Origin of the sequence: Saccharopolyspora shandongensis, assembly GCF_900106995.1 — a bacterium.
Taxonomy (GTDB): Bacteria; Actinomycetota; Actinomycetes; order Mycobacteriales; family Pseudonocardiaceae; genus Saccharopolyspora; species Saccharopolyspora shandongensis.
On record NZ_FNOK01000065.1, the window covers coordinates 1 to 25,134 of the forward strand.

At 71.0% G+C, this 25,134-nt stretch carries 26 protein-coding genes; 11 read left to right on the forward strand and 15 right to left on the reverse strand.

All coding sequences use genetic code 11. The annotated features are described in order from the left end of the window. Together BLW84_RS39550 and BLW84_RS39555 are read right to left on the reverse strand one after the other, a co-directional pair. Window positions 1-266: transposase (locus tag BLW84_RS39550; protein WP_143061266.1), on the reverse strand; the 266-nt coding region annotated here is incomplete at its 3' end. Window positions 267-427: 161 nt separating this feature from the next. Beyond that, complete coding sequence (locus BLW84_RS39555; protein WP_093276591.1) at window positions 428-1,738, reverse strand: MFS transporter; 1,311 nt, start codon at window positions 1,736-1,738, stop codon at window positions 428-430. Window positions 1,739-2,025: 287 nt separating this feature from the next. Between BLW84_RS39555 and BLW84_RS39560 the strand changes: the two genes are divergently transcribed. The 3 genes from BLW84_RS39560 (at window position 2,026) to BLW84_RS39570 (ending at window position 3,255) form a co-directional block, all read left to right on the forward strand. Then, on the forward strand, window positions 2,026-2,433 hold the full coding sequence (locus BLW84_RS39560) for an SSI family serine proteinase inhibitor (RefSeq protein ID WP_093276593.1): 408 nt from the start codon (window positions 2,026-2,028) through the stop codon (window positions 2,431-2,433). A 98-nt stretch (window positions 2,434-2,531) separates the two neighbouring features. Next, window positions 2,532-2,924, forward strand: coding sequence for a YidH family protein (locus BLW84_RS39565; protein ID WP_093276595.1), 393 nt, complete (start codon window positions 2,532-2,534; stop codon window positions 2,922-2,924). A 1-nt stretch (window position 2,925) separates the two neighbouring features. Continuing rightward, a complete protein-coding gene (locus tag BLW84_RS39570; RefSeq protein WP_093276596.1) occupies window positions 2,926-3,255 on the forward strand; it encodes a DUF202 domain-containing protein in 330 nt (109 codons plus the stop codon). 1 nt (window position 3,256) lies between these two features. Here the strand turns inward: BLW84_RS39570 and BLW84_RS39575 are convergent, their stop codons facing one another. The 5 genes from BLW84_RS39575 to BLW84_RS39595 all read right to left on the reverse strand — a co-directional run bounded on the left by BLW84_RS39575 (window position 3,257) and on the right by BLW84_RS39595 (window position 7,596). Further along, on the reverse strand, window positions 3,257-3,676 hold the full coding sequence (locus tag BLW84_RS39575) for an organic hydroperoxide resistance protein (protein WP_093276598.1): 420 nt from the start codon (window positions 3,674-3,676) through the stop codon (window positions 3,257-3,259). After that, the gene (locus tag BLW84_RS39580) at window positions 3,673-4,146 is read right to left on the reverse strand and encodes a MarR family winged helix-turn-helix transcriptional regulator (protein ID WP_245761705.1); all 474 of its coding nucleotides are present in this window, start codon (window positions 4,144-4,146) and stop codon (window positions 3,673-3,675) included. The genes BLW84_RS39575 and BLW84_RS39580 overlap by 4 nt, the downstream gene beginning before the upstream one ends. A gap of 196 nt (window positions 4,147-4,342) precedes the next feature. Further along, window positions 4,343-5,446: a 3-dehydroquinate synthase II gene (locus BLW84_RS39585; RefSeq protein ID WP_093276602.1), complete on the reverse strand. Its 1,104-nt coding sequence runs from the start codon at window positions 5,444-5,446 to the stop codon at window positions 4,343-4,345. Window positions 5,447-5,534: 88 nt separating this feature from the next. Beyond that, window positions 5,535-6,347 (reverse strand): 2-amino-3,7-dideoxy-D-threo-hept-6-ulosonate synthase, encoded by an 813-nt coding sequence (locus BLW84_RS39590; RefSeq protein WP_093276606.1) that lies wholly within the window; start codon window positions 6,345-6,347, stop codon window positions 5,535-5,537. Between the two features lie 13 nt (window positions 6,348-6,360). After that, the gene (locus BLW84_RS39595; protein WP_093276609.1) at window positions 6,361-7,596 is read right to left on the reverse strand and encodes an aspartate kinase; all 1,236 of its coding nucleotides are present in this window, start codon (window positions 7,594-7,596) and stop codon (window positions 6,361-6,363) included. A 249-nt stretch (window positions 7,597-7,845) separates the two neighbouring features. Between BLW84_RS39595 and BLW84_RS39600 the strand changes: the two genes are divergently transcribed. Beyond that, window positions 7,846-9,789, forward strand: a complete 1,944-nt coding sequence (locus BLW84_RS39600; protein WP_093276613.1) for an FAD/NAD(P)-binding protein — start codon at window positions 7,846-7,848, stop codon at window positions 9,787-9,789. Further along, the gene (locus tag BLW84_RS39605; protein ID WP_093276616.1) at window positions 9,786-11,171 is read left to right on the forward strand and encodes a lyase family protein; all 1,386 of its coding nucleotides are present in this window, start codon (window positions 9,786-9,788) and stop codon (window positions 11,169-11,171) included. The genes BLW84_RS39600 and BLW84_RS39605 overlap by 4 nt, the downstream gene beginning before the upstream one ends. A 78-nt stretch (window positions 11,172-11,249) precedes the next feature. On the opposite strand, the gene BLW84_RS39610 is transcribed toward BLW84_RS39605, so the two are convergent. The 3 genes from BLW84_RS39610 to BLW84_RS39620 all read right to left on the reverse strand — a co-directional run bounded on the left by BLW84_RS39610 (window position 11,250) and on the right by BLW84_RS39620 (window position 14,665). Next, window positions 11,250-12,131 carry a DUF559 domain-containing protein gene (locus tag BLW84_RS39610; protein WP_177226951.1) on the reverse strand — a complete coding sequence of 294 codons (882 nt, stop codon included), beginning with the start codon at window positions 12,129-12,131 and terminating at the stop codon, window positions 11,250-11,252. A 319-nt stretch (window positions 12,132-12,450) separates the two neighbouring features. Next, window positions 12,451-14,067: an FAD-binding oxidoreductase gene (locus BLW84_RS39615; protein WP_093276623.1), complete on the reverse strand. Its 1,617-nt coding sequence runs from the start codon at window positions 14,065-14,067 to the stop codon at window positions 12,451-12,453. Window positions 14,068-14,314: 247 nt separating this feature from the next. After that, window positions 14,315-14,665 carry an SDR family oxidoreductase gene (locus BLW84_RS39620; RefSeq protein ID WP_218157654.1) on the reverse strand — a complete coding sequence of 117 codons (351 nt, stop codon included), beginning with the start codon at window positions 14,663-14,665 and terminating at the stop codon, window positions 14,315-14,317. A 115-nt stretch (window positions 14,666-14,780) separates the two neighbouring features. Between BLW84_RS39620 and BLW84_RS50200 the strand changes: the two genes are divergently transcribed. The 3 genes from BLW84_RS50200 to BLW84_RS50210 are packed head-to-tail and all read left to right on the forward strand — an operon-like array spanning window position 14,781 to window position 15,622. Then, window positions 14,781-15,053, forward strand: a complete 273-nt coding sequence (locus BLW84_RS50200) for a cupin domain-containing protein (RefSeq protein WP_093276695.1) — start codon at window positions 14,781-14,783, stop codon at window positions 15,051-15,053. Next, window positions 15,023-15,334 (forward strand): cupin domain-containing protein, encoded by a 312-nt coding sequence (locus tag BLW84_RS50205; RefSeq protein WP_093276628.1) that lies wholly within the window; start codon window positions 15,023-15,025, stop codon window positions 15,332-15,334. The genes BLW84_RS50200 and BLW84_RS50205 overlap by 31 nt, the downstream gene beginning before the upstream one ends. A 30-nt stretch (window positions 15,335-15,364) precedes the next feature. Continuing rightward, the gene (locus tag BLW84_RS50210; protein WP_342743219.1) at window positions 15,365-15,622 is read left to right on the forward strand and encodes a helix-turn-helix transcriptional regulator; all 258 of its coding nucleotides are present in this window, start codon (window positions 15,365-15,367) and stop codon (window positions 15,620-15,622) included. A gap of 47 nt (window positions 15,623-15,669) precedes the next feature. Here BLW84_RS50210 and BLW84_RS39640 read toward each other — a convergent pair whose 3' ends face one another. From BLW84_RS39640 to BLW84_RS39655, 4 genes are all read right to left on the reverse strand, one after another. Next, entirely contained in the window at window positions 15,670-16,725 is a 1,056-nt protein-coding gene (locus BLW84_RS39640; protein ID WP_093276634.1) for a methyltransferase, read from the reverse strand. A 79-nt stretch (window positions 16,726-16,804) separates the two neighbouring features. Next, on the reverse strand, window positions 16,805-18,484 hold the full coding sequence (locus BLW84_RS39645) for a class I adenylate-forming enzyme family protein (RefSeq protein WP_093276639.1): 1,680 nt from the start codon (window positions 18,482-18,484) through the stop codon (window positions 16,805-16,807). 373 nt (window positions 18,485-18,857) lie between these two features. Then, the gene (locus tag BLW84_RS39650) at window positions 18,858-19,232 is read right to left on the reverse strand and encodes a VOC family protein (RefSeq protein ID WP_245761706.1); all 375 of its coding nucleotides are present in this window, start codon (window positions 19,230-19,232) and stop codon (window positions 18,858-18,860) included. A gap of 115 nt (window positions 19,233-19,347) precedes the next feature. Further along, the gene (locus BLW84_RS39655; protein WP_093276644.1) at window positions 19,348-22,128 is read right to left on the reverse strand and encodes an ATP-binding protein; all 2,781 of its coding nucleotides are present in this window, start codon (window positions 22,126-22,128) and stop codon (window positions 19,348-19,350) included. Between the two features lie 438 nt (window positions 22,129-22,566). Here BLW84_RS39655 and BLW84_RS39660 point away from each other — a divergent pair, with 438 nt between their 5' ends. Next, window positions 22,567-23,052, forward strand: a complete 486-nt coding sequence (locus tag BLW84_RS39660) for a cupin domain-containing protein (RefSeq protein ID WP_093276646.1) — start codon at window positions 22,567-22,569, stop codon at window positions 23,050-23,052. 73 nt (window positions 23,053-23,125) lie between these two features. On the opposite strand, the gene BLW84_RS39665 is transcribed toward BLW84_RS39660, so the two are convergent. Beyond that, window positions 23,126-23,764, reverse strand: a complete 639-nt coding sequence (locus BLW84_RS39665; protein ID WP_093276649.1) for a TetR/AcrR family transcriptional regulator — start codon at window positions 23,762-23,764, stop codon at window positions 23,126-23,128. Window positions 23,765-23,879: 115 nt separating this feature from the next. On the opposite strand from BLW84_RS39665, the gene BLW84_RS39670 reads away from it, so the two are divergent. Together BLW84_RS39670 and BLW84_RS39675 are read left to right on the forward strand one after the other, a co-directional pair. Beyond that, the gene (locus tag BLW84_RS39670) at window positions 23,880-24,620 is read left to right on the forward strand and encodes an SDR family NAD(P)-dependent oxidoreductase (RefSeq protein ID WP_093276651.1); all 741 of its coding nucleotides are present in this window, start codon (window positions 23,880-23,882) and stop codon (window positions 24,618-24,620) included. Window positions 24,621-24,658: 38 nt separating this feature from the next. Next, a complete protein-coding gene (locus BLW84_RS39675; protein ID WP_093276653.1) occupies window positions 24,659-24,976 on the forward strand; it encodes a DMT family transporter in 318 nt (105 codons plus the stop codon). The last annotated feature ends 158 nt before the right edge of the window (window positions 24,977-25,134 follow it).

A 25,134-nucleotide genomic window follows, 5' to 3' on the forward strand; every position in this document is an offset into this window, starting at 1 on the left:
TAGGCGGCTGCCTTGCGGAGAATCTCCTTTTCCAGCTCCAACTCGGCCACCCGCTTACGCAGCGCCCGCAGCTCTTCCTGCTCGCTCGTGGAGACGCTGCCCGGCGACGCGGTCTCAGCGCGTTCGGCGGTGCGGACCCAGTTCCGCAGCGTCTCGTGGTTCACCCCAAGCTCGCGGGCGACCTGCCGTAACGGGCGATCCGAGGACCGGGCCAACTCGACCGCATCCTTGCGGAACTGCTCGGGAAACTTCGACGAACCTGACACAGAGACATCCTTGCTCAGGCAACTACTGCCTGGGATCAGGGTGTCCGGTTCACAGGGGCAACCTCAGTCCCTGGCGGCTTGACACGGGAATTTCCGTCACCGTGACGACAAGTCCTCGTCTCGTCCCCGGCACATCCGGCGCGACGTCGCCCGGCGGTTGGTCAGGTCGTCGCGGGTTCCGCTTCGCGGGCCCAGCGCGTCGGTTCGCCGGTGATGACCAGGCACGTCACCGTGATCAGCGCGCCGATCACCAGGTAGGCCGCGATCGGCCAGGACGCTCCGCCGGAAGCGGTCAGCAGCGCCGTCGCCACCACCGGCGAAAGCCCGCCGCCCAGCACCGAGCCGCTCTGGTAGCCCAGGGAAACGCCGGTGTAGCGGACCTTCGTCGCGAACAGTTCCGCGCAGAACGCCGCCATCGGGCCGAAGACCGCCGCCGAGCCCGCGTATCCCAGCGTCATCGCCAGCACGATCAGCGCCGGGTTCGCGGTGTCCAGCAGCAAGAACATCGGGAACGCGTACAGCGCCAGGAAAATGCCGCCGCCGAGCATCACCTTGGTGCGGCCGAGCAGGTCGGACAGGTGCGAGAACAGCAGGATTCCGGCGATCTGCGCCGCCGATCCGCACAGGCTGCCGAGCAGCATCACGTCGCGGGTGACGCCGAGCTTCTCCGTTCCGTAGGTCAGCAGGAACGTCGTCAGGATGAAGATGAACGTGTTGAAGCCGAGGTTGACACCCGCCGACAGCAGGATCTGCCGCCAGGAGCTGGAGAACGCCTCGGCGACCGGCAGGCGGGCCCGCTGTCCGCGTTCCCGGATCTTCGCGAACTCCGGGCTCTCCGCCAGCCGCAGCCGCACGTACAGGCCGACGCCCACGAGCACCAGGCTCACCAGGAACGGGATCCGCCAGCCCCAGGCCAGGAACGCGTCGCCGGAGATCGCGGTCGCGCCGGCGAACGCCCCGGTGGCCAGGAACATGCCGCTCGGCGAGCCCAGGAAGGTCCACCCGCCGTACCAGCCGTGGCGGTGCGGCGGCGCGTGCTCGACGGCCATCAGCACCGCACCGCCCTGCTCGCCGCCGAGGAAGAAGCCCTGCACGAGCCTCAGCACCACGAGCATCACCGGCGCCCAGACCCCGACCTGCTGGTAGGTCGGGAGCAGCCCGATCGCCGCGGTGCACACGCCGGTCACGCTCAGCGTGATGACCAGCATCAGCTTGCGGCCCACCACGTCGCCGAAGTGCCCGATGACCGCCGCGCCGAGGGGCCGCGCCAGGAAGCCCGCGCCGAAGGTGGCGAACGCGAGCAACGCCCCCACCCAGGGGTCTCCCGCCGGGAAGAACAGCTTGTTGAACACCACGGCCGCGGCGGTGCCGTAGATCAGAAAGTCGTAGAGCTCGATGGTGTTGCCCACCGCGCTGGCGAACGCCGCCTTGCGCACCGTGGCGGTGTCCGGCCCCGCAGGTACCGTCGCCATCAGGCCTCCCGTCTGTTGCGGACACCGGAGAGCCGCCCGGCGTCACGTGGTTCCGCACCACAATGACCAGTGATCGACAAAAGGTCCACCACCTTATAGAGCAGCGCACTGCTTGTGGGCGACTTCCCGCCCTATGGGGCAACGCCTTTTCGTGACGGCTCGTGATGGAAACCGGTTCGGGCGAACCACGTTTCAGTGATCCGCCGTCGCATCTGCCGCATTTCGCTCAGCCTCGGCGATAAAGAGAAGCGAATCGTCTGCTTCACCAACCCAGGAGGATTGACGAAATGGCTGCAAAACGGCTCATCGGCCGAACCTTGCTCGCCGCCGCAACGCTGGCCGGTACCGCGCTGGCCCCGGCGCTCGCCCACGCACAACCAGCGTCGGCCGCGCACGGCACCGTGATGAACCTGTCGGTCCGCGGCGAAGGCCGCGACGACGTCCGGAACGCACTCCTGACCTGCGAGCCCGCCGGCGGCTCGCACCCGTACGCGCAGGACGCGTGTCAGGCGCTGAGAGACGTCAACGGTGACTTCAACCTGCTCAGCACCGGTAACTCCACGTGTCCGCTGGTGTACCGACCGGTGACGCTCACCGCTCAAGGCAGGTGGCAGGGCAGGCCGGTCACCTTCGAGAAGACCTATTCGAACGAATGCGTCGCCGGTGTCGCGACCGGCAAGGTGTTCTCGTTCTGATGCCGTCGTCGGGCCCCGCCGCGTGCGGGGCCCGACGCGTGCCGTGAACTGCGGAACAAGTTCTCTCGCCATACCGCCGTTCGGGTTACCGTGACCCCATGGCGACCGACCGAGAAGACTGCGATGCGCGCTGGCCGCGGCGGCTGTACCGGGACGGCTCCGATCCCGACCCGAGGTTCACCCTGGCCAACGAGCGCACCTTCCTGGCGTGGATCCGCACCGCGCTGGCGCTGATGGCCGGCGGCGTCGGCGTCGAGGCGCTGAGCGCGGCCACCGGTCAGCCGAGTCCACTGCGGACCGCGTTGGCGGTCCTGCTGCTGCTCGCTGGAGTTCTCAGTAGCGCAACGGCTTTCACGCGCTGGTGGACCACTGAGCGGGCGCTGCGTCTCGGCCGGCCGCTGCCTGCGCCGCGGCTGGCGCCGGTCCTCGGCTACGGGCTGGGCGCGATCGGCGTGGCCGCCTGCGTGCTCCTGTTCGTGACCGGGTTCTGACGTGGAGCGCCCCGACGGGCCCTGGGATCCGGGGCTGCAAGTCGAGCGGACCACCCTCGCGTGGCTTCGCACCGCGCTCGCGTTCGTCGTCGGATTGCTGGTGCTACTGCGACTCCTCGCGCACGAGAGCGTCATCGCGGCAGCGGTTTGCGGCGCGCTCACCCTGCCGCTCGGGCTTGCCATCAGCTGGCTCGTCTGGCACCGACATCTTCGGGGCGAACGCAGGCTGCACGCCGAGATCCCGTTGCCCGGCGGGGCGCTGCCGGCGGCAGTCGCCGTCTTGGCGGTGCTCGCCGGCAGCTCCGGCCTGATCTACGTGCTGTTCTCCTGAGTCAGGCGACCCGGAGTTCGATCTCGACGTTGCCGCGGATCGCGTTCGAGTACGGGCAGACCTGGTCCGCCGCGGCGACGAGTTCCTGCGCCTGCTCGCGCGGCAGGCCGGGCAGGTCGACGACCAGGGCGACGCTGAGGCCGAATCCGCCGGCGTCGTTGCGGCCGATGCCCACCTCGGCGGTGACCGACGAATCGTTGATGTCGGCCTTGGCGCGGCGCGCCACCACCTGGAGTGCGCCGTGGAAGCACGCGGCGTACCCGGCGGCGAAGAGCTGCTCGGGGTTGGTCGACGCACCGCCCGGGCCGCCCATCTCCTTCGGCACCGCGAGGTCGAGGTCCAGGACGCCGTCCGAGGACCGGGTCCGGCCGTCCCGGCCCGCGCCGGTCGCCGTGGCTTCGGCCGTGTAGAGCACTGTCATCGCTGACCCTCTCGCTTGTCTTCCGCCTGGTGCTGCGCCGCCGAATCCAGGGCGGCCGTCAGGCGTTCCAATGTGGACTTCAGTTGTTCGAGCTCGTCGATCTGCAGTCCGGTCGCGGCCACCATCCGGTCCGGGATGCACCGGGCCTGCGCCCGCATGTCCGCACCGTCCTCCGTAAGCGCGACCGCTACCGACCGCTCGTCCGCGAAGCTGCGGTGGCGCGTGAGCAGGCCGCGCGCCTCCAGCCGCTTCAGCAGCGGCGACAAGGTGCCGGAGTCGAGCCGCAGGGCGGCGCCGAGCTCCTTGACCGTCACCGACTCGTGCTCCCACAGCACCAGCATCACCAGGTACTGCGGGTAGGTGAGCCCGAGCTCCTCCAGGACCGGCCGGTACAGGCCGGTGAACGCCCGCGAAGCGCTGTACAGCGCGAAGCAGACCTGCCGGTCCAACGCCAACCTCGACTCATCCACACGGACAAGGTAGCGCGAAATTTAGTTGTGCACAACTAAATTGTGCACTGCCGATTGTGAGCATGGGAACTTTCCTGTCACCAGACCCGCCCGCGGCCCGCCTGACAGCATGGGAACCTTCCTGTCACCCCGCCCCGAACAGCGAAGGGCCCTCGCCGCCGGGAGCCGGTGGCGAGGGCCCTTCACCTGCGTCGGATCACTTCTCCAGGCAGAACTCCTTGATCGGGTAGCCGACGTGACGGTCCTCCGCAGGCAGGTAGCCGAGCAGTCGGTCGCCCGGCTTGAGCTCCGTGCTGTTGAGGACCACGCCGCCCGGCCCCAGCACCCGGACGTGCCAGTCGTCCTGCAGGATCAGGTTCACCTGCTGGCCCGTGGTGCTGACCGCCTCGATCGAGATCAGCGGCCGGCTCTCGATCTTGACGCGGCCGACCGTGACCACCCGGGTGCGGCCCTTGGTGTCCACCGCGAGCACCTTGCTGCCCGACTTCAGCTCGCTCAGGTAGTTGGTGCGGCCCTGGTGGGACACGGTGTAGGAGTGGATCGCCCCGGCGTTGACCCGGAACGGGCGGGTCGGCATGTACGGCAGCGGGTGCGTTTCGCTGACGCAGAGGATCATGCCCTTGGAGTGCGAGCCGACGAGGATGCCCTCGTCCTCGCGGAAGTAGGTGCAGGTGTCCACGCACGCCCGCTCGCCCATGCCGACGTGCTCGGTGCGCACCACTTCCAGCTCGGTCAGCTCCAGGTCCGCCGAGCCGCCCGCGGACGCCGCGACCAGGTCGGTGGCGTCGCCGACGCGCTGCGGCTTGAGCAGCACGCCGTCCGAGCCGTGCTCCAGGACGCCGAAGACGATCTCGGCCTCCTCGACGTCCTCGACGACCGTGACGATGCTGCCGGAGGCGCCGGCCGCGGCGGCGAGCACGATCTCCAGCGGGATCTTCGTCGGGTCGCGGAACCACAGCACGCTCCACCGCTGGGTGCGCGCCGCCTCGCAGGCGACCTCCAGCGTCGGCGCGTCGACGATCTCCACGAACGGCCCGAACTCGACGCCCGGGTGGCGGGCCGCCAGCACCGCCGGGTCGCCGTGGCGCTCCGGGTCCACGATCACCACGTCCGCCGGCCCCAGGTCGTCGGGCAGCGGGCCGCGCGGCAGCAGCACCTTGCGCACCGTCGGCGGCAGGTCGACCAGCTCGCCGGGCTCGTCGGCCACGATGGCGCTCACCCGCTGGTGCACCGCCTCCTCGACGATGGCGGTCTTGATCTCGGCGTCGACACCTCGGACGTCCAACCACGTCAGTCTCATCACGCGCTCCTCGGTCAGGTCTCGGTGACTGTTTGGCGGAACTCGGTTTCGCGCAGGCGGTCCCCCGCGCTGGGTGGGGCCGGGCTGGTCAGGAGGCCAGTTCCGGCACCAGGTCGTCGGTGAACTCGCGGGCGGGGTGGATCAGCGCCGCCACCCGGCGGGCCCGCTCCCCGGGGTCCGGGGCCTCGAAGATGTTGCGTCCCATCGCCACACCTGCCGCGCCTGCGCGCAGCACTCCTTCGACGTGGGCGAGGACCTTCGCTTCGTCGTCGACGCGGGGGCCGCCCGCCGCGACGATCGGGGCGGGGCAGGAGTCCACCACTTCGGCCATGGCCTCGACCGTGCCCGGGTAGACGGTCTTGACCAGGTCCGCGCCCAGGTCGGCCGCGAGGGTGGCGGCGTGCGCGACGAGGCGCACGTCGCGCGGGTCGGTGATCTGCGGGCCGCGCGGGTAGATCATCGCCATCAGCGGCAGGTTCCAGGCGTCGCAGGCCTCCGCGACGGCCGCGAGGTCGGCGACCTGGCGGCGTTCCTCCGCCGAGCCCAGGTTGACGTGCACGCTCACCGCGTCGGCGCCCAGTCGCAGCGCGGTTTCCACGCTGGCGACGAGGTACTTGGCGTCGGGGTCCGGCGCGTGCGCCGTGCTGGCGCTGAGGTGCACGATCAGCGACATGTTCACGAACGCCGCCGGGTCGATGTAGCGCAGCGCGCCCTTGTGCAGCACGATCGCGTCGACGCCGTTGGCGGCCAGCTGCGGCGTGAGGTTCGCCGGGCCGCCGGGCGTCGGTAACGGGCCGTCGGTGACGGAGTGGTCCATCGGCACCAGGAGCAGGCGGTCGTCGCCGTTTCGCGACATCCGCCGGAGCCTCAGCTGCGCGCCGAACGATCGGGTGGTGGACACCGGGTCCTCCTGTTCACGAGGTGGGGACGGGATCGGGGCGGGGTCGGTCCAGTTCGAATTCGTCGTGCAGCGCGGCCACCGCCGCCGCGGTGTGCGCGGCCGGCACCAGCACCGAGACGCGCAACTGGTTGGTGTGCAAGGAGTTCGCGGGTATGCCCAGCTCTTCGAGGGTGCGCAGCACTCGCACGGCGTATTCCGGCCGGGTGAGCATTCCGGTGCCCAGCAAGGAGATCTTGCCGAGTTCGCGCTGCACCGCCACGTCGCGGCCGGCGTTGGGCACGGCCAGTTCCACCTGCCGCCGCGCCTGGTGGACGGCGGCGCCGGCGACCGTGAAGCTCAGCGCCGGCCGGTCGTCCGCCCAGGTCACCAGGTCGACCGGGATGATCTGGTCGGCGATGGCGCGCAGCGCCCGGTGCGGTCGTTCCGGGTCGTCGGGGGCGAGCCGGATGGTGAACCGGGCGATGTCCGCGTCGTGGGTGATCGCGGCGACGAAGCCTTCCTTCTCCAGCATGCCGATGGGGCTCCCTCCGGTGATCGTCGTGCCGGGGCGGTCGTGCATGGCGCTCGCCACCAGCAGCGGCACGTTGCGGACCGCGGCGAGTTCCACGGCTCGCGCGTGCAGCACCCGCGCCCCGGCGAAGGCCATCTCTGCCATCAGCGGCGCCGCGATCTCCGGCAGCGGCCGCGCCCGCGGCACCAGCCTGGGGTCGGCGGTGTAGACGGCGTCGACGTCGGTGTAGATCTCGCACCGGGCGTCGAGCGCGGCGGCCAGCGCCACCGCGGTCGTGTCGGAACCGCCGCGGCCCAGCGTGAACAGCTCCCCCGCCGGGTCGATGCCCTGGAAGCCGGCGACGACCACGACGGAGCCGCGTTCGAGGTGGGCCCGCACCGCCCGGGTGTCGATGGTGTCGATCAGCGCGGCGCCGTGCGGCCCGGTGGTCCGGATGCCCGCCTGCGCGCCGGTGAGCGAGACGGCTCGGGTGCCCCGGCGGTGCAGGGCGGTGGCCATCAGGGCGGCCGAGGCCACCTCGCCGGTGGCCAGCAGTTGGTCGGTTTCCCGCGGTGCGGGGTGCGGGTGTAGCTGCTTGGCGTCGGCCAGCAGGCGGTCGGTGGTGTCGCCGCGGGCCGAGACGACCGCGACCGTCGGGCGACCGGTCTGCCGGGCGGCGTCGATGCGCTCGGCCACCCGGCGAACGTGTTCGGCGGTGCTCAGCGAGGTGCCGCCGTACTTCTGCACCAATGGTTTCATCGACACCTCATCGCGAGGGGCGCGCCGAAGCCGACGCCGGGACGAAACGTTCTGTCGTGCAACATCTTTCTAATCGACCTCTTCGCCGAGGGGCATCGCGGGAACACGTGATTGTCGTGGTGGCGGCCGGATTTGCCGCGCGATATCCCGGAAAGACGTGCTGTGCGGGGTGTGCCCGCGGGCGTTGAATCGGGCGGTGCGATGTCGGCCGGGAGATTCGAGGATGCCGTGCGATCGAGGGGAACTCCGATGCGGATCTGCGTGATCGGTGCGGGCCCGCGTGGCCTGATGGTGCTGGAGCGGATCTGTGCCAACAGCCGCGAACTCGTCGGCCCGGCGGAGCCGGTCGAGGTCCACCTGGTGGATCCGCGCGTGGGTGCGGGTGGCCGGGTGTGGTGGACCGGGCAGAGCTCGCTGCTGCTGATGAACACGGTCGCCTCGCAGGTCACCGTGTTCACCGACGACAGCGTGGAGTGCGAGGGGCCGATCCGGACCGGGCCGAGCTTGCACGAGTGGGCGCGCGCCGATCCGGACGAGGTGCCGCTCGGGCCGGACGACTACCCGACGCGCGCCGCGTTCGGCCGCTACCTGGCGTGGTTCCTGGACCACGTGATCGCGACCGCGCCGCCCAACGTGACCATCCGGCTGCACGCCGAAACCGCCGTCGCGCTGCAGGACGATGCGCGGCACCAGCGCGTCCGGCTCGCCGACGGCAGCGTGCTGGCCGCGGACGCCGTGGTTCTCGCGCAGGGGCACGTCGACGCCGAGTCCGCCGGTGCGCCGCGCGATCTCGCGGAATTCGCGCGGCGGTACCGGTTGCGCTACGTGCCGCCGAGCAGTCCGTCCGAAGTGGACCTCTCGTCGATCGTCCCTGGCGAGCCCGTCGGGCTTCGCGGCCTGGGCCTGAACTTCTTCGACTACCTGGCGCTGCTGACTTCCGGGCGCGGCGGCCGGTTCGTGCCGGCTGGTGGGAAGCTGCGCTACGTTCCCTCGGGTCGCGAGCCGGTGCTGTACGCCGGTTCGCGCCGGGGCGTGCCGTACCACGCGCGCGGGCGGAACCAGAAGGGCGTGTCGGGGCGGCACGAACCGCTTTTCCTGACGCCGGAGGTGATCGCCGGGCTTCAGCAGCGGGCCGCCGAGGGCGCTGCGCCGGGTTTCGTGGACGACGTGTGGCCGTTGGTGTCCAAAGAGGTCCGCGCGGTGTACTACACGACCTGGATCGGGCAGCACCGCAGCGCGAGCACCGCCGCGGTCTTCCGCCGGGACTACCTGCGCGCGATCGACGACGAGATCGCCGAGCGCTCGGTGTTGCGCCGCTACGGCGTGCCGCCGGGCGAGTGGTGGGACTGGGACCGGGTGACGCGTCCCTGCGCCGGGCGGGTTTTCGCGGACCGCGACGAGTTCCACGGCTGGCTGCTGGAGCACCTGGAGCGCGATCTGGTCGAGGCCGAGCTGGGCAACGTCGCCGGGCCGCTGAAGGCGGCGCTGGACGTGCTGCGGGATCTGCGCAACGAGATCCGGCTGGTCATCGACCACGGCGGGATCACCGGCGGCTCCTACCGGGACGAGGTGCAGCGCTGGTACACCGGGGAGAACGCGTTCCTGTCGATCGGCCCGCCGGCGCGGCGGATCGCCGAGCTGATCGCGCTGATCGAGGCGGGCGTGGTGCACGTGCTCGGCCCTGGCATGCGGGTGTCGGCCGTGGACGCGTCGTTCGTGGTCTCCGCGCGCGGCGTGGCGGCGCCGCCGGTGCCGGTGACGACGCTGATCGAAGCCCGGTTGCCGGAGCCGGACCTGGGGCGTTCGGCCGATCCGCTGCTGAGCTGGTTGCGCCGGACCGGGCAGTGCGTGGCGTACCGGATCGCCGACCCGGACGGTGCCTTCCGGACCGGTGGGCTGGCGGTGACGCGCCGTCCGTACCACCTGATCGACGCCGCCGGCCGCCCGCATCCGCGGCGCTTCGCATTCGGGGTGCCGACCGAGGCCGTGCACTGGGTGACCGCGGCCGGGGCGCGGCCCGGCGTGAACTCCGTGAGCCTCGCCGACGCGGACAGCGTCGCGCGGGCGTGCCTGTCGGTGCCGCGCAGCAAACCCGGCCCGCGGCGGGCCGCGCTGTACGCCGACTACCACAACCCGCTCGCCTGGTTGCCGACCAGCGCGCCGCGGCGAGCGCGTGAGGGGGCGGCCCGATGAGCCCTGGGTTGGACGCGGGCCTGCTCTCCCCGGTGTGGGCGGGAACTCCGGTGCACGCCGCGACCTCCGACGGTGCGTGGCTGGCGGCGATGCTGCGGGTGGAGGTGGCGCTGGCGCGGGTGCAGGCGCGGCTCGGGGTGATCCCGGATTCCGCGGTCGAGGTGATCGAGTCGGTGGCGCGGCCGGAGCGGTTCGACCTCGCCGAGCTGGCTGTGCGGGCGCGCGAGGCCGCCAATCCGGTGGTGCCGCTGGTGTCGACGCTGACCTCGCTGGTGGCCGCGGAGAGCCCGGCGGCCGCCGACCACGTGCATCGCGGCTGCACCAGCCAGGACGTGCTGGACACCGCGTCCATGCTCGTCAGCGGGCGAGCGCTCGCCGACCTGGAGTCCTGTTTGGACCGTTGCGCGGCCGCCTTCGCCGAGCTGGCGGAACGGCACCGGGACACGCCGATGGCGGGCCGGACGCTGACGCAGCACGCCGTGCCGACGACGTTCGGGCTCAAGGCGGCCGGCTGGCTGGCCGGGGTCGGCGAGGCGCGCCGCCGGGTGCACCGGCTGCGCACCGAGGGGCTGCCGGTGTCGATCGGCGGCGCGGGCGGCACCGCCGCCGCCTACGCGGCGTATGCGCAGGCGGCCACCGGCGCCGATCTCGTGGGCGAGCTCGTCGAGGGCATGGCGGACGAACTAGGGCTCGCGGTGCAGGTCGTGCCGTGGCACACGCAGCGCGTGCCACTGGCGGATCTCGGCTGGGCGCTCAGCGTCGTCGCCGGGGTGCTGGGCAAGTTCGGCGCGGACGTGCAGGTGTTGTGCCGCACCGAGGTCGGCGAGGCCGTCGAGCCGGGCCCGGCCGGGCGCGGGGCCTCGTCGGCGATGCCGCAGAAGCGCAATCCCGTGCTGTCGACGCTGATCGTGGCCGCGGCCCGGCAGGTCGCCCCGGCGGCCGGGGTGCTGGCCCAGTGCATGCTCGCCGAGGACGAACGCCCGGCGGGAGCCTGGCACGCCGAGTGGCAGCCGTTGCGGGATTGCCTGCGCGCGGCGGGCGGCGCGGCGCACACGGCCGCCGAACTGGCGGAGGGCCTCGCGGTGTTCCCGGACAGGATGCTGGAGAACCTGCACCGGACCGGTGGCGCGATCGTCGCCGAGCGGGTCAACGTCGCGCTCGCCCCGGTGCTCGGCAAGGCCCGAGCGAAGCAGGTGCTGGCCCGCATCTCGGCCGAGGCGGCCGCCGGGCGCGGCACGTTCGACCAACTGCTCGCGAACGCGCGCGAGCTCCAAGAGTCGGGCCTGGACGGAGCGGCGGTACGAGAGCTGCTCGCCCCGCAGAACTACCTCGGCGCGGCATCCTGGTTCGTGAAACGCGCCCTCGACGAGTACGGCGCCTGATCATGTGGTGCGGCGCTTTCGCGCGAAACCGGCGTTCCAGTGAGGGACCGGCGACGGTTTCGCGCGAAAGCGCCAAAATCACCGGCGGGCCGCAACCGCTGCGCGGACCTCTGCGAGCAGTTCCGGCAGCTCTTGGTACAAGCGTTCCGCAGTCACCACGATGACGTGCCAGCCGCATGCCCGGATCCGGCGCAGCCGCTCCTGATCGAACCTGTACCGCTCAGGGGCGGCATGCCAAGCGCCGTCGTACTCGAGGGCGATCTTCGCATCCTCGAGAGCAAGATCGACGCGAGCGACGAAACCGTGCTCGTCGTGGATCTCCACCTGCGGCGTAGGGCGAAGACCTGCTTGCACGAGGGCGACGCGCAACTCGGACTCGGGAGGTGACTCCGCTCGCCCGTCCAGGAGCGCAGCCGCGGCTCGCGCGCGGACTATGCCGTGGTCGTGGCGGCCGACGAGGAAGGCTTGGGCCGTCTTCTCGTCGATCAGCCCGGCTCGGATCAGCGCATCACCGGCCGCAACCGCCGGCCTCTGCGCATTCCGGGCGAGAAGGTCCAGCATCGTGCGTTCGATGGTGGCCAGGTGTACCCCCGCCCATTCCACCCTCTCGAACGGCGAGCTCTTGACCGACCAACATCGCAGGCCGGCACGCCTGTTCATGTACTTCTGCCCGCTCACGAGCACTTCGACTCGGTCATAGGTCCTCGCCAGCGGAACTCCACGGAGGGTGGCGGCGGACCGACCGGTGATGATCGACTGCCGCGGCAGGACGAGAGCTGCGGCCAAGCAGCGAAGCGCATGGGTCACCTCGGTCTCGCTGCTGCAGTAGACGCCGTGGATCACTCGTCTGTATTCGCCGCTCTTCCGCAGCTGCCGCTCGGTGATCCCCTGGGAAAGCGCCTGGGCGCAGGTCATCAGTCCGCAATCCGCTGGCGTGGTGGCGCTGATCAAAGTTGTCATGCATCGCAGCATGCGGGCGCAGTTCGGCCGCTGTCATCGACGTCGCGCAGATCTGTGGACAACCTGCTCCACTGTGGATAGTTTTGTTTACCCTCTCGGGGGACGGCGTTTTCGCGCGAAACCGGCATTCCACGTGAGGTGCGACGGCGGTTTCGCGCGAAACCGGCGTTTCATGTGAGGAGGTGCGGCGTTTTCGCGCGAAAACGCCGCACCTCGTGTCGGGTGGTGATTCGGCGCGGAATCGCCATCCGGCACAGCCCGGTCCGCATGGCGCAGCGGCCGCGGGTGGCGTTGCCTCCCGCGGCCGCTGCGCATCCGGTCAGGGCAGCCTGATCGACTGGGCGTGCTTGAACACGTCCCGCGGGTCGTAGGCCTTCTTCGCCTGCTGCAGGCGCCCGTAGTTCCCCTTGAAGTACAGGTCGTGCCACGGCACGCCCGAGGCGTTCCACGCCGGGTCGCTGATGTCGATGTCGCAGTAGTTGATGAAGCAGCCGTCGGTGACGTCGTTGGGCACCGGCACTCCGCCGGTGTCCCGGTAGACGGCCTGGTAGAACCGCTGGTGCCAGCCCACGTGGCGGTCGTCGTCCGCGGGGCCCTGCCAGGCCGTGCCCCACAGCAGCTTCATCACCGAGTCGCGGTGCGGGTTGGCGGTCGCGTCGGGCGCGACGGTGTTGACCTTGCCGCCGAAGGACGCGATCGACACCACGAACGGCAGCTGCGCGTAGTCGGTGTTGGTCAGCTGGTCGTACAGCGCGGCGATCTGCGCGTCGGTGAAGCCCTTGCGGTGGTAGCTGGACTTGTACTTGTAGCGGTCGGTCGGGTTGCTCATCCACATCCCGGGCCAGCCGGTCGCGTGCAGCCACGGCAGCTTCCGGTGGTCGGTGACGGTGGGCGTCACGCCGACGCCTTCGCCGACCGCGTTGAGGAAGTCGTCGAGCAGCCGCGCCGCGTTGGGCAGGCCCGCGTCGATCTGCACGACCAGGTGGAACGGGCCGTATGCGCGAGTCGTCAGCTCCAGCCGGGAGAACAGCCCGGTGTAGGGGCTGTCGGGGGCGCTGTTGCGTTCCATCCAGGTGCCGTAGTTGCGCAGCAGCCGGGCGAACCGCTCGGGCGTCATCTGGTCCCACGCCCACTCGCGGCGGTGGATCCACGCTTCCCGCGGCGGGGCCGGCAGCAGCTTCGTCGGATCGGTGCCGGTGGCGTCCGGGGCGCGGAACCAGAACCGCGTTACGACGCCGAAAGCGCCACCGCCGCCGCCGGTGTGCGCCCACCACAGCTCGCGGTTGGGGTCGTTGGCGTCCCGGGTCGCGACGATCGCCCGCGCGTTGCCGCCGGCGTCGACCACCACGACCTCCACCGCGTACACGTGGTCGCTGATGTAGCCGTGCCGGCGGCTCAGCGGCCCGTAGCCGCTGCCGGTGACGTGCCCGCCGACGCCGACGGTGTAGCAGGAGCCGCCGGGCAGGCAGATGCCCCACCGCTTGTAGAGCGTGTCGTAGACGTCGCCCAGCTCGGCGCCCGCTTCGACCATGATCGCGTTCATCTTGGTGTCGTGGGCGATCGCGTTCATCTGCGTCATGTCGATGAGGACCCGCACGTCGGGGTTGTCGACGAAGTTCTCGTAGCAGTGCCCGCCGCTGCGCACGCCGATGCGCTTGCCGCGCCGCGCCGCGTCGCCGACTGCTGCGACCACCTGCTCCGTAGTGGACGGCAGGCACACGCTTTCGGGGTTGCTCACGAATCGCTGGTTCTGGCCCCGGGTCAGGCCGGCGAAGCGGACGTCCGCGGGGCCGACGGTGATGGCCGGGTTGGCGGCCGGTCCCACCTGCTGCGGGACGGTTGGTGCCGCGAGTGCTTCGGTGGTGGAGAGGACGGCGGCCGAGCCGCCGAGCGCCGCAGTCCAGGTGAGCAGGTTGCGGCGCGATAACGCGCTCATGCGAACTCCTCCGAGAGTGACTTGGTCCCCTGCGCCGTCGCGATCCGCGGACAGGCCGGACCGGCGTCTACCTCATGGAGCAAGGACGGATGACGCAGAGTCGCGGCCGCAGCGTCGATCACGGGCGGCTACACCCAATCGTGTAGATCCCTGGGCCGAAAGACATCACGTGATCACGTGATTGACTCACTCTCGGTGGCTGCTCCGTTCGGCCTACCCGGATGACGCGACCCGGCCGCCCCTGCGACTACGACCACGCGCCCGTCGTGGCGGCCCGGGCGACGTAGTCGCCGAAGTCGGCCGGTTCTACGCTCTTGAGTGGCTCCGGGAGAACGAGCCCGATGCCGCGCCCGGACAGGGCCACGAAGCGGCGAACGCCTGCCGCCACCGCACGATCGACGAAAACCCTTGTTGAGGAAGGGTTCTCGGAAGCCACGAGGTAGACGGCCGTGGCCCCGTCCGGCGCGGCCGGCCAGGTTTCCCGGTCGGCCCAGTCGAACCGCACCTCACCGGAGCGGGACGCGGCCCGGACGTGCTCGCCCGCCGCGCGCAGCGTGCTCACCAGCCGGCGTCCGGTCTTGCCCGTCGCTCCCGGCACCAGGATCGAATCCGCTTGTGTCGTCGTGGTCAGCAGTCAACCGGCGGCGGTGCGGGGCGACCATGGCTCGTCGTACGCGGAACATGTCCGATCGCCCGCCGCTATCGTGAAGTTCATGGACCCGTTCGACGACCTGCTGCGGGGCGTCCGCGCGGACGGCGCCGGTTTCAGTCGGACGGAGCTCTCCCCGCCGTGGGCGCTGCGCTTCGGGGACGCGGAATCCCTGACGCTGCTCGCGCCGCTGCGGGGCGAGGGCTGGATCTCCTTTGGGGAAGGCGAAAAGCCGCGGCTGGTGCGGCCCGGCGAGCGCGCGGCCCGGGGCCGTTCGCCATCTCCGACCGGCCCGAACCGGGGCGCGTGGAGCCGGCCGATCGCACGGTGCCGCTGACCGCGACGTACCGCGTGCGGGGCAAGGTGTCGCAACGACTGCCGCCCGTGCTGGTGGTGCCCGACGGGGACGGTTGCGCATCGATCCGCGGCTTCCTGGACTCGCAGATCGCCGCGAGCCCACCGCGTCGGCAAGTGGTGCTCGACCGGCTGCTGGTATGCACGCTGCGGGGTTGGTTCGACCGGCCGGAATCCTTTCCGCCCAGCCTGTTCCGGGCGTTGGGCGACGCCGCGATCGGCTCGGCGTTGCGGGCGATGCACGCCGCGCCGGAGAAGCCCTGAACGCTCGCCTCCCTGGCCCGCGAGGCGGGGGTGCCGCGCACGACGCCGGCCGGCCGGTTCGCCGAGCTGGTGGGCGAGCCGCCGCTGACGTACCTGACGGACTGGCGGATGACCTTGGCCGCCGGCCAGCTGGCCGAATCCACCGCATCGGCCGCCGCGATAGCGCATCGGGTCGGCTACGCGGATGCCCTTGGGTTCAGCGCGGCGTTCAAGCGGTTCCACGGCGTCAGCCCCAGCAAGTACCGCCAGGACGCCTGGTGCGCGGCCCGGTGCGGGCAATCCACATAGGACGCCCAACGAGGTCGTGCCCGGGTGGGGCACGACCTCGCGAACGGTCAGGCGGGGGACGCCACCAGCACGCTGGTCGGGGAGCTCGTCGCCCGCGTCTCCTCGTGGCACAGGCCCGCCTTCTCGAACAGCGCCGTCAGCTCCGGCTCGGTTCGGACGTGGCCCGACAGCAGGCTCAGCATCACGATGTCCTCGAACTTGCCGAAGTGCGGGGTGTCGCCGGGCGGCAGCACCTCGTCGATCACCAGCAGCTTGCTCTCCGGCGACATCGCCGCCCGGATGTTGCGCAGGATGCTGATCGCGTCCTCGTCCTTCCAGTCGTGGATGGTCCAGGACAGCACGTACACGTCGCCGCCGGCGGGCACCGAGTCGAAGAAGTCGCCGCCGACGCACTTCGCGCGGTCGGACAGGCCCGCCGTCCGCAACACCTCCTCGGCCTCCGGCACCACCCGCGGCAGGTCGAAGACCTCCGCCGTCATCTCCGGGTAGCGCGCCAGGATGGTGGCCACCAGGTGCCCCTGCCCGCCCGCGACGTCGACGAGGTGCCGCACGCCGGTCAGGTCGTAGGCCTCCAGCATCGCCGAGTTCACCATCCGGGCCATGCTGCCCATGGCGTCGTTGAACAGCTTCGCCAGCTCGGGGTGGTCGGCGAAGTGCGCCCACCACCCGCGGCCGTGCACGTGCTCGAACGCCGGGCGGCCGCTGCGCAGGCTGTAGGCGAGCGCACCGAAGGAGCGCTGCCGCTCCGGCAGCCCGACGTAGCGGGCCAGGGCGCGCATGGAGCCCTCGCCGTCGCTGCGCAGCGTGGCCGCGAGCGGCGTCAGGTCGAACACCCGGTGCTCGACCTCGGTGAACACGCCGACGCTGGCCAGCGCCCGCAGGCCCCGGTAGAGGCTGTCGGCGTCGGCATCGACGCGCGCGGCGATGTCGTCGACGTGCGTCGGCTCGCCGTGGATGGCGTCGGCGACGCCGAGCTCGGCAACCGCGATCAGCAGCTGGCTGACCAGCGAGCTGTAGAGCATTTCGTACATGCGGACCGCGGGCGGCGCCTGCGTTCCCTCCGAGAGCACGCCGTAGGGCGTCGCCGAGCCGGGTTCGTTCATGACTCCCCTTCCCCATCCGGGCGCAGGCACGCCCGGCGCAGTGATCGAGAAACGGTTCGCGTGGCGGTAGCCCGGACGCTCAGGTGCGCCCCGCGTTGGTGGTGATCAGGTGGTCGGCGAAGCGTTCGCGGAGCTGCCGCTTGAGGACCTTGCCGGTGGCGCCGGTCGGGAAGTCCGCGTCGTCGCGGGCGACCACCGCACCGTGCACTTCGGACAGTCCGGCGGCGGTGAGCGCCGCGTTGATCGACGCGGTCAGGTCCGCCACCGGCTCGGCGTCGGGGTGCAGGCGCACCACGGCCAGCGGCACCTGCGCGCCGGGCGAGCGGGGATCGCCGACCGCGATCACCGAGCAGTCCGCCGCGAACCGGCAGCCGATGAGGATCGCCTCCTCCAGCGGCAGGCTGTAGACCGGGCCGTCGGAGGTGCGGATGACGTCGGGTACCCGGTCGAGGTGGATGAACCGGCCGCGTTCGTCGCGGTAGACGACGTCGCCGGTCAGCCAGTAGCCGGCGAACGACGACTTCACCGTCTGCTCGGTGTTGTTCCAGTAGCCGGGGGTCCGGGTCGGGGTCAGCACGCCCAGCCGCCCGGCGCGGCCCGGCCCGAGCTCGCGGCCGTCGTCGTCCAGGACCACGGCGCGGCGCACCACCTTGATCGGCGTGCCCACGCAGCGGCCGTAGTCGGTGCTGCCGAGCTCGCTGACCTTGCGGAACAGCGCCATGCCCATCTCCGACGAGCCGAGCCCGTCGATGAACCGGCTGCCCGGCCGGGACCGGAACCGACCGGGGCGGCGGCCGTGCCGGATGAGCGCCTTGATGTGCGCCTCGTGCGCGGCGTCGCCGGTGTTGATCCACGTGTGCACGTGCTGGGCGTCGGCCTCGTCCAGGCCGATTTCGGCGAGGTCGGCCCAGGTTTGCGGGAACGCGGCGACGATGGTCGGCCGGAACCGGCGCATCGCCGCCCGCACCGCCGGGCCCCCGGTGTCGGCCATCACCAGCGTCGGCAGGCCGAGCAGGGTCGCGGTCATCAGGTAGCTGATGCCCGCCGAGTGCGATTGGGGCAGCGCGGTGAGCAGCCGGTTGCGGGCCGCCGGCGGGAAGTTCCACAGCCGCCCGCGCTTGCCGAGGAAGAACTGGCGGTGGCCGAAGCTGGCGGCCTTCGGCGGGCCGGTGGTGCCGGAGGTGTGGCAGACCATCACCAGGTCGTCGTCGGCGTGGACGTACGGGAAGACGCCGGGATGGGTGGCGTCGGCGGCGGGCGTGGTGGGCAGCGCGGTCGGCTCGGTGTGGAACGTGAGCCGCTCGGTGTCCAGGCCAGCGTCGCGCAGCCGCGCAAGGCGGGGCCCGTCGGCCACCACGCCGAGCGCGCCGATCCGGCCGAGGTACTCGGCCGCGACCTCCGGCTTCATCCGGCCGTTGACCAGCGCGGCGATCGCGCCGAGCGAGGTCAACGCCAGGAAGTGCAGGAACGAGTCGACGCCTTCCGGGACGTGCACGCCGACCACGTCGCCCTTGCCGACGCCGTGCGCGTGGTACCAGGCCGCGTAGGCGTTGCGCACCTCCAGCAGCCGGGCCAGGCTGTAGGCCTCGATCTCGCCTTCCGGCCGCTGGGCGAACAGGAACGCCTGGTCCCGGGCGGGGTTGTGCGCCGCCGCGCGGTCCAGGAAGTTGCCCATCCCCAGTTCGCGGTCCATCAGCAACTTCAGCCGCGCCGGTAGGGGAAGGCGCGCGTCGGGACGGATGTTCTCGAGTGCGATCATGCTGGTGCTCCTTCGGGGACCGCCCGGGGCGCGAACCGGCCCGGGCGGACGGCAGGAGGAAACGGCACGGCACACCGCGAACGGGGCCGCGCCGACGAACACAATCGTCCACAGGGGACAAATCCCTGTTTCGCGAGCGGCGCGGGACTAGGCCTGCACCGCCACGGGTTCTCAGGTTTTGGAAGTGGTGCAGTCGGGTGTGGTACCGCAGGCTTTGTTCTTTGAAGCGGCGAAGCCGCTTGGCCCACCTGCGCAGCTCGCACCGCCGCGGGTTCTCAGACGTCGCCTGGCGAGGACAGCCCCGACGCCGCGTATTGGTCGGGGCTCCCACAGTCCAGACGGCGTCTGAGGTTCGGCCACCCGCACGGGCCTGCTAGACGGGCTGACCTTCGTAGACGGTGATCAGGTAGCCGTCGGGGTCCTCGAAGATGAACTCGCGGCCGCAGGATCCGTCGCAGATCGGCTTGCTGATCGGCACGCCGGCGGCGGTGAGCTGCGCGTGCAGCTTGTCGGGGTTCTCCGCCTTGATCCAGACGACGACGCCGTGCCCGACCTTGGCGACCTCGTCGAGGTCGATCGTGGCCTGGCGCAGCGCGATGCGGATGGGAGCGGCGGCCAGCACCGCCGCGTTGGGCACCTTGGATTCCACAGTGGAGAATCCGACGACCTCGGTGTAGAACCGCCGCGCCCGCTCCAGGTCGCGCACCTGCAGGGTCAGGAAGTCCGGTCCGACTACGTTTGTGGACACCACAGCTCCTAAGGGGAATCGGGTGGATTGGGGCCGGTGGAAAGGACTTCCGCCTACTTCGGTGGGTCTCCGACCGGCTCGCGTCCAGCATCCCCGCCCGGGCCGCCGACGGTCATCACGTGTTCGCGTGAGTTGCCGGCTGGTCGTGCGTCATCACCCGTCGCGCCAGCTCGACGCGGCTGGTGATGCCCAGTTTCGCGAAGCTGTGCCGGAGGTGACTGTCCACAGTGTGCGGTGACAGGTACAGCCGGTTCGCGACTTCCCGGTTGGTGAGCCCCTCGGCGACCAGCCGCACCACGCGCAGCTCCGCACGGGTCAGGCTCCCCCAGCCCGTCTTGCGGGTGCTCTGCCGCCGCGGCTCCGGGAGGTTCGGGGTCCGGGCCAGCAGCGCGCGCATCCGAGCCGCGTCCAGCAGTGCGTCACACCGCGCGTACCCGGATTCGGCCTCGATGAGCAGTTCGGTGGCCTGGTCGAGGTTGCCGAGGTCCGCCTCGGCGGCCGCCAGGTCTTCCAGCCCGTGCGCCAGCAGCACCGGCTGCGAGCCCGCCCGGTAGTGCTCGACGGCGGCGCGCAGCGACCGCACGTCCCGGCGGTGCAGGCCGACGCCGTGCGCCGCGGCGCCGAGGAGCACGTGCACGTCGGGGTTGCGGCGGCCCAGCTCGGCCGCCGCGGCGATCACCTGGGCCGCCGCGTCGTCGGCGCCGACCTGCATGGCCAGCCGCACCAGCACCGGGATTCGTTCGGGCGAGCCGACCAGCAGCGACCTGCTGCGCTTGAGCCGGTCGAGGACTTCCACCAGCTCCAGCCGGATCCGGTCCGGATCGCCTTCCGCCCCCTCGGCGAGCAGCCGCGCCCAGACCAGCAGGTCCGGCATCCTCCGCCGCCCGGTCTCCACGATCTCCTGGGCGCGGTTGAGGTGCCGCCACGCCGCCGACACGCCGTCGGCCCGCAGCGCCACCACGGCCCGCAGCGCGAGCAGCGGAACGGCCAGCGCTTCCGCGGAAAGCTGTTCGGTGAGCAGGATTCCGGCTTCCGCTTCGGCCGCGGCGTCGTTGAGGCGGCCGGTGGCGAACAGCAGCTCGGCCCGGCACAGGTAGCGCGGCGGCTGCGACCACACCGTCTCCAGCTCCGCGACGTCCTGCTCGTCCCGGCCCAGCTCTTCCTCCGCCTCGCCGAGGCGGTCGGCGGCCGTGAGAGCGGCGGCCAGGTGCAGCCGGGGATGCCGGGTGCGCCCGATGTCACCGGCGCGGTCGCCGAGCCGCACGGCGTCGGCCCCGTACCGGATGGCGGATGCGATATCGCCCTGCGCGAGGGAAACCCGGCTCCGGGCGCCGGTGCCGCAAACCAGCGCGCCGTGCGTGCGGGCCCGGTTGGCGACGTGCACCGTGTTGGTCGCCGCGGCCGCCGCCGGTTCGATGTCGCCGACCGAGACCAGCCCGTGCGCGTGCATCGCCAGCAGCTCGGCGCGCACCATCGAATCCGACTTGGCGCGGGGCAGGGCGAGCACCGTGTGCTCGATGACCGCGGCGTGCTCGCCGACGGTGTGCAGCGCTTCGGTCAGGCCGAGCAGCAGCATCGCCTCCGTGTTCGGCGGCAGCCCGCCGCCGCGGAAGCGCTGGCCGAGCTCGATCGCCTCGGCCGGGCGGCCCGCCAGCACCAGCAGCCGCACCGCCTCGGCGGCCAGTTCCGCACGGATCGGGCTGCGCTCGGTGATCAGCGGCAGGCTGCGGAGGATCAGGTCGGCGCCGGTGTTCGGCGCCGCCGGGGCGATCTCCTGCACCGCGCGCTTCACCACGGTCGCCACGTCCACCCACCCGCCGCCGCTGAGCAGCAGGTGCTTGACCTGCTCGGTGGCCGACCGGCCGTGCTGGGCGAGCACCGAAGCGGCCTCCTGGTGCAGCGTCGCCCGCGTCGGCTCCGGCATCCGGTGGTAGAGCGCCTCGCGGATCAGCTCGTGCCGGAAGCTCAGCTTCGCGCCCTGCTCGACCAGCACCTCCGCGTCGACGAGCATCGCGACGGTGCCCAGCAGGTCCACCGCCGGGCGCCCGAGCAGCGCGGCGACCTCGTGCACCCCGAAGGGCCGGCCGAACACCGTCATCGCGTCCAGCGCGCGACGGGTGTCCTCCGGCAGGTCCTGCATCCGTTCGCCGACGGCGTCGAAGAACGTCGGCGTCATCGCCGCGGGCGGCTCCTGCGGGCCGTCGACCGGCAGCCCGCGCAGCATCTCCCGCAGCAAGAAGGGATTTCCGCCGCTACGAGCCGCGTAGGCCAGGGTCGCCTCGTCCGGTTCGGTGCCGAGCACCTCCGCGCACAGCTGCGCGACCGCGCCGTCGGAAAGGGGTTCGAGCTGCCGCTTCTGGGCCCCGTCGCCGATCAGCCAGTCCAGCGCTTCCTGCGCGCAGCTGCGAATCGGGTAGGGGCGGCGGGTGAAGTACCAGAGCACGGGTTCCGAGCGGAGGGCGGGCACGAGCACGCGCAGAGCCAGCGCGGTCGCTTCGTCGGCCCAGTGCGCGTCGTCGAGGGCGATCAGCATCGGCTGCTTCCGGGCCTGTTGCGCGATCATCTCGCCGACCTGGTCGACGGCCCACAGCGTGGAGGTGTTCAGCTCGGGGCCCGCCGGGATCTGCGGACCGAGCAGATGGCACGATCGGAACAGCGAACGCAATGTGATCAACGGCGTGTTCTTGTCCAGCTTCACGGCCTGCGAAGAGATGACTCCGAGACCCAGTGCGTGGCTTTCGGCCTCCACTTCCTGCAGCAGTCGGCTCTTGCCGATGCCGGCCGACCCCTCCACGACGACGCAGTTCCCGGCCCCCTCGGCGACCTGCAGCAATAGCTCGCGCGATTCACCTAAGACACGTTCCCGGCCGATCAGCGGTAACGCATCAGTGTCCATCGTGTGTTCCCCTCGGTGAGCAGCATCGGACGAACGCAGATAGCTGACGCGACAGTACCCGAACAATCAGCACGAGGCCGGTTGTTCCAAAAGAGTCAAAGGGAATGCATTCACCCGTGTGTCGCAGGAGGATGCCGCCGGTAGATCTTTACCGCGCGGGGCTTTTTTGGTATCAAAGTCCGTAACCCTCCGTCCATTTTCTTTTCACGGCATATCCGCCGCGACGCGCCCGATGAATTCCCGTCGGCGGAATCGTGCGCCACCGTTCGGCCCAGCACGGCACGAACGCCCCGCGGACGGGTGATCTTGGACACATCGCACGGGGTGGTCGGCTGGGAACGGCCGATCAATGGGAATCCCGCGATGACGTGATGCCCGCACCCGGGCCGATCGCCGAGGCTCGACAGCGCGCACCCGCTGGTCGAGAGGAGTCTGAACATGAGCGCACCGGAGGTCACCCGCCGGGTGATCCACGTCCCGCCCGGCGCGGGCCAAAGCGTCTGGGCATTCAGCGGCGACCGCTACACGCTGAAGGTCGGCGCCGAGGAAACGGGCGGAATGATCGGGGTCATGGAGGGCGAGATCCCGCCGGGCAGTGGCCCGCCGCTGCACGTCCACCAGTACGAGGACGAGGCTTTCTACCTCGTCGAAGGTCGCCTCCAGGTCTTCGACGAAGACCGTGAATTCACCGCCGAACCAGGTTCTTTCATTTATCTTCCACGCGGTTCGGCACACCGGTTCAAAAATATTTCCGATACGCCCGCGAGAATGCTCATGCTTTTCGTTCCGAGCGGGTTCGAGAATTTCTTCCTGGAGGTCGGCGTGGAGGTGGTGCCCGGTCAGCCGGCACCGTCGCCGAGCCAATTCGAGGCCGACGTCGAACGGTCCATGCGCATCGCGTCGGAGAAGTACGGCATCGAATAGTCCGGCCGGCCCGCCGCGGCGGGCGCGCACCCCGGGCACCGGCCTGCGCCGGTGCCCGGTCGACGCGATCGGATCAGGCGGGCACGGTGTCATCGCGACGCACCTCCGGCGCGGCCACCATCCCGTCCCAGGCCAGCATCGCGCAGTCGATGACCGCATGCACCGCCGCGCGGGAACTCCCGTCTCTGGCCTGAATGGACAGTCCTTGCAGGACGGTCAGGTAGAACGAGGCGATCTTCTCCAGGTCCGCATCGGCGGGCACGTCGCCGTCGGCGACGCCGCGCTCCAGCCGCGCGAGCACGGCGCGGAAGTCGTCCTTTCGGCATTCCGCCAGGAAATCCCAGATCCGCGCGTTCTCCGGCGTGCAGTTGGTGGCCGCGAGCACCACCATGCAGCCGCGCGGCGTGTCCGGATCAACGTAGGCGTCGGCGTTGTCGCGCAACATCGCCTCGATCGCGCACCGCGCCGTCGGCTGGCGCTGCAGCGACCGATCGCCGACCGCCTCGTCGGCGCTGTTGTAGAGCGCGACGGCTTCCCGGAACAGGTCCTCTTTGGACCCGAACGCCGCGTACAGGCTCGGCGAGCTGATGCCCATCGCGCCGGTGAGGTCGCTCAGCGACGTGGCCTCGTAGCCGCGTGCCCAGAACAGCTCCATGGCGGTCCGCAGGGCGGCTTCCCGGTCGAAGCTGCGCGGACGTCCGCGTGGCGACATCGGCTTCTCTCCTCCCCGGACGGCACCGGTTCGCACCGGACCCTCCCCTGTTGACACCCGAGAGTAGCGATGATAGCCATTTATATATCGTTCGACACAGAAAAGCGAGGGGCTCATGACAGGTCTGGATGGCAAGGTCGCGCTGGTCACCGGTGGCGGACGCGGCATCGGTGCGGCGGTCGCCGAGCGACTGGCCGCGGACGGCGCCGACGTCGCGATCACGTACAACACCTCGGCCGACCGTGCCAACGGCGTGGTCGGCAAGATCAAGGAAGCAGGCCGGCGCGGCGCCGCGTTCGCGGCCCCCGCCACCGACGCCGCGGCGGTGACCAGCGCCGTTGAGCAGACGGTCGCCGAGTTCGGCCGGCTGGACATCCTGGTCAACAACGCCGGGATCTTCCCGTGGGCCCCCATCGACGAGCTGACCCTGGAGCAGTTCGACGAGACCGTCGGCATCCACGTGCGCGCCGTGTTCGTCGCCGTGCAGGCCGCGGTCAAGCACCTGCCCGAGGGCGGCCGGATCATCAGCGTCGGCAGCAACCTCGCCGACCGGACCCCCGGCCCCGGCCTGAGCCTGTACTCGCTGAGCAAGTCGGCGCTGACCGGCTTCACCCGCGGCCTCGCCCGCGACCTCGGTCCGCGCGGCATCACGGTCAACCTGGTGAACCCGGGCTCCACCGACACCGAGATGAACCCGGCCGACGGCGAAGAGGCCGACGGCGAGCGCGCCCTGACCGCCCTGGGCCGCTACAACGATCCGGCCGACATCGCGGCGGCGGTCGCGTTCCTCGCCGGCGAGGGCGGCCGCAACATCACCGGCACCGGCATCCTCGTCGACGGCGGCGCCAACGCCTGACGGCGTTGCTCCGACCTCCTGGAACAAGGGGAACAGCAATGGCTTGGGTCATCCTCGTCGCAGCGGGCCTGCTCGAAATCGTCTGGTCGCTGGCGCTGAAGCACGCCGAGGGCATGACGCGGCTGTGGCCCGCGGTGCTGGGCATCGGCGTCGCCATGGTCAGCCTCGGCATGCTTTCGGTGGCGCTGAAGGACCTTCCCGTGGGCAGCGCCTACGCGATCTGGGTCGGCATCGGCACCGTCGGCGTCGCGGCGGTGGGGATGATCTTCCTGAGCGAGCCGGTGACGTTCTCCAGGCTGGCGTTCTTGGCACTGATAGTGGTCGGCATCGCCGGCCTCAAGTTCGTGGAGGGCTGACCGAACTTCGTTGTTCCAAACCCGTTCTGCGTAGCGGTGCGGGTAGCGGAACCTCAGGCGCCGCCTGGCTGTGGGATCCCCGACTTACGTATGAACCAATACGCGGCATCGGGGACTGGCCTCGCCAGGCGACACCTGAGAACCCGCGGCGGTGCGAG

Coding starts and splice junctions, on each gene's coding strand:
- BLW84_RS39555 (WP_093276591.1), bottom strand. CDS start 1,738: ATGGCGACGGTACCTGCGGGGCCGGACACCGCCACGGTGCGCAAGGCG.
- BLW84_RS39560 (WP_093276593.1), top strand. CDS start 2,026: ATGGCTGCAAAACGGCTCATCGGCCGAACCTTGCTCGCCGCCGCAACG.
- BLW84_RS39565 (WP_093276595.1), top strand. CDS start 2,532: ATGGCGACCGACCGAGAAGACTGCGATGCGCGCTGGCCGCGGCGGCTG.
- BLW84_RS39575 (WP_093276598.1), bottom strand. CDS start 3,676: ATGACAGTGCTCTACACGGCCGAAGCCACGGCGACCGGCGCGGGCCGG.
- BLW84_RS39585 (WP_093276602.1), bottom strand. CDS start 5,446: ATGAGACTGACGTGGTTGGACGTCCGAGGTGTCGACGCCGAGATCAAG.
- BLW84_RS39595 (WP_093276609.1), bottom strand. CDS start 7,596: ATGAAACCATTGGTGCAGAAGTACGGCGGCACCTCGCTGAGCACCGCC.
- BLW84_RS39600 (WP_093276613.1), top strand. CDS start 7,846: ATGCGGATCTGCGTGATCGGTGCGGGCCCGCGTGGCCTGATGGTGCTG.
- BLW84_RS39605 (WP_093276616.1), top strand. CDS start 9,786: ATGAGCCCTGGGTTGGACGCGGGCCTGCTCTCCCCGGTGTGGGCGGGA.
- BLW84_RS39610 (WP_177226951.1), bottom strand. CDS start 12,131: ATGACAACTTTGATCAGCGCCACCACGCCAGCGGATTGCGGACTGATG.
- BLW84_RS39615 (WP_093276623.1), bottom strand. CDS start 14,067: ATGAGCGCGTTATCGCGCCGCAACCTGCTCACCTGGACTGCGGCGCTC.
- BLW84_RS50200 (WP_093276695.1), top strand. CDS start 14,781: ATGGACCCGTTCGACGACCTGCTGCGGGGCGTCCGCGCGGACGGCGCC.
- BLW84_RS39640 (WP_093276634.1), bottom strand. CDS start 16,725: ATGAACGAACCCGGCTCGGCGACGCCCTACGGCGTGCTCTCGGAGGGA.
- BLW84_RS39645 (WP_093276639.1), bottom strand. CDS start 18,484: ATGATCGCACTCGAGAACATCCGTCCCGACGCGCGCCTTCCCCTACCG.
- BLW84_RS39655 (WP_093276644.1), bottom strand. CDS start 22,128: ATGGACACTGATGCGTTACCGCTGATCGGCCGGGAACGTGTCTTAGGT.
- BLW84_RS39660 (WP_093276646.1), top strand. CDS start 22,567: ATGAGCGCACCGGAGGTCACCCGCCGGGTGATCCACGTCCCGCCCGGC.
- BLW84_RS39665 (WP_093276649.1), bottom strand. CDS start 23,764: ATGTCGCCACGCGGACGTCCGCGCAGCTTCGACCGGGAAGCCGCCCTG.
- BLW84_RS39670 (WP_093276651.1), top strand. CDS start 23,880: ATGACAGGTCTGGATGGCAAGGTCGCGCTGGTCACCGGTGGCGGACGC.
- BLW84_RS39675 (WP_093276653.1), top strand. CDS start 24,659: ATGGCTTGGGTCATCCTCGTCGCAGCGGGCCTGCTCGAAATCGTCTGG.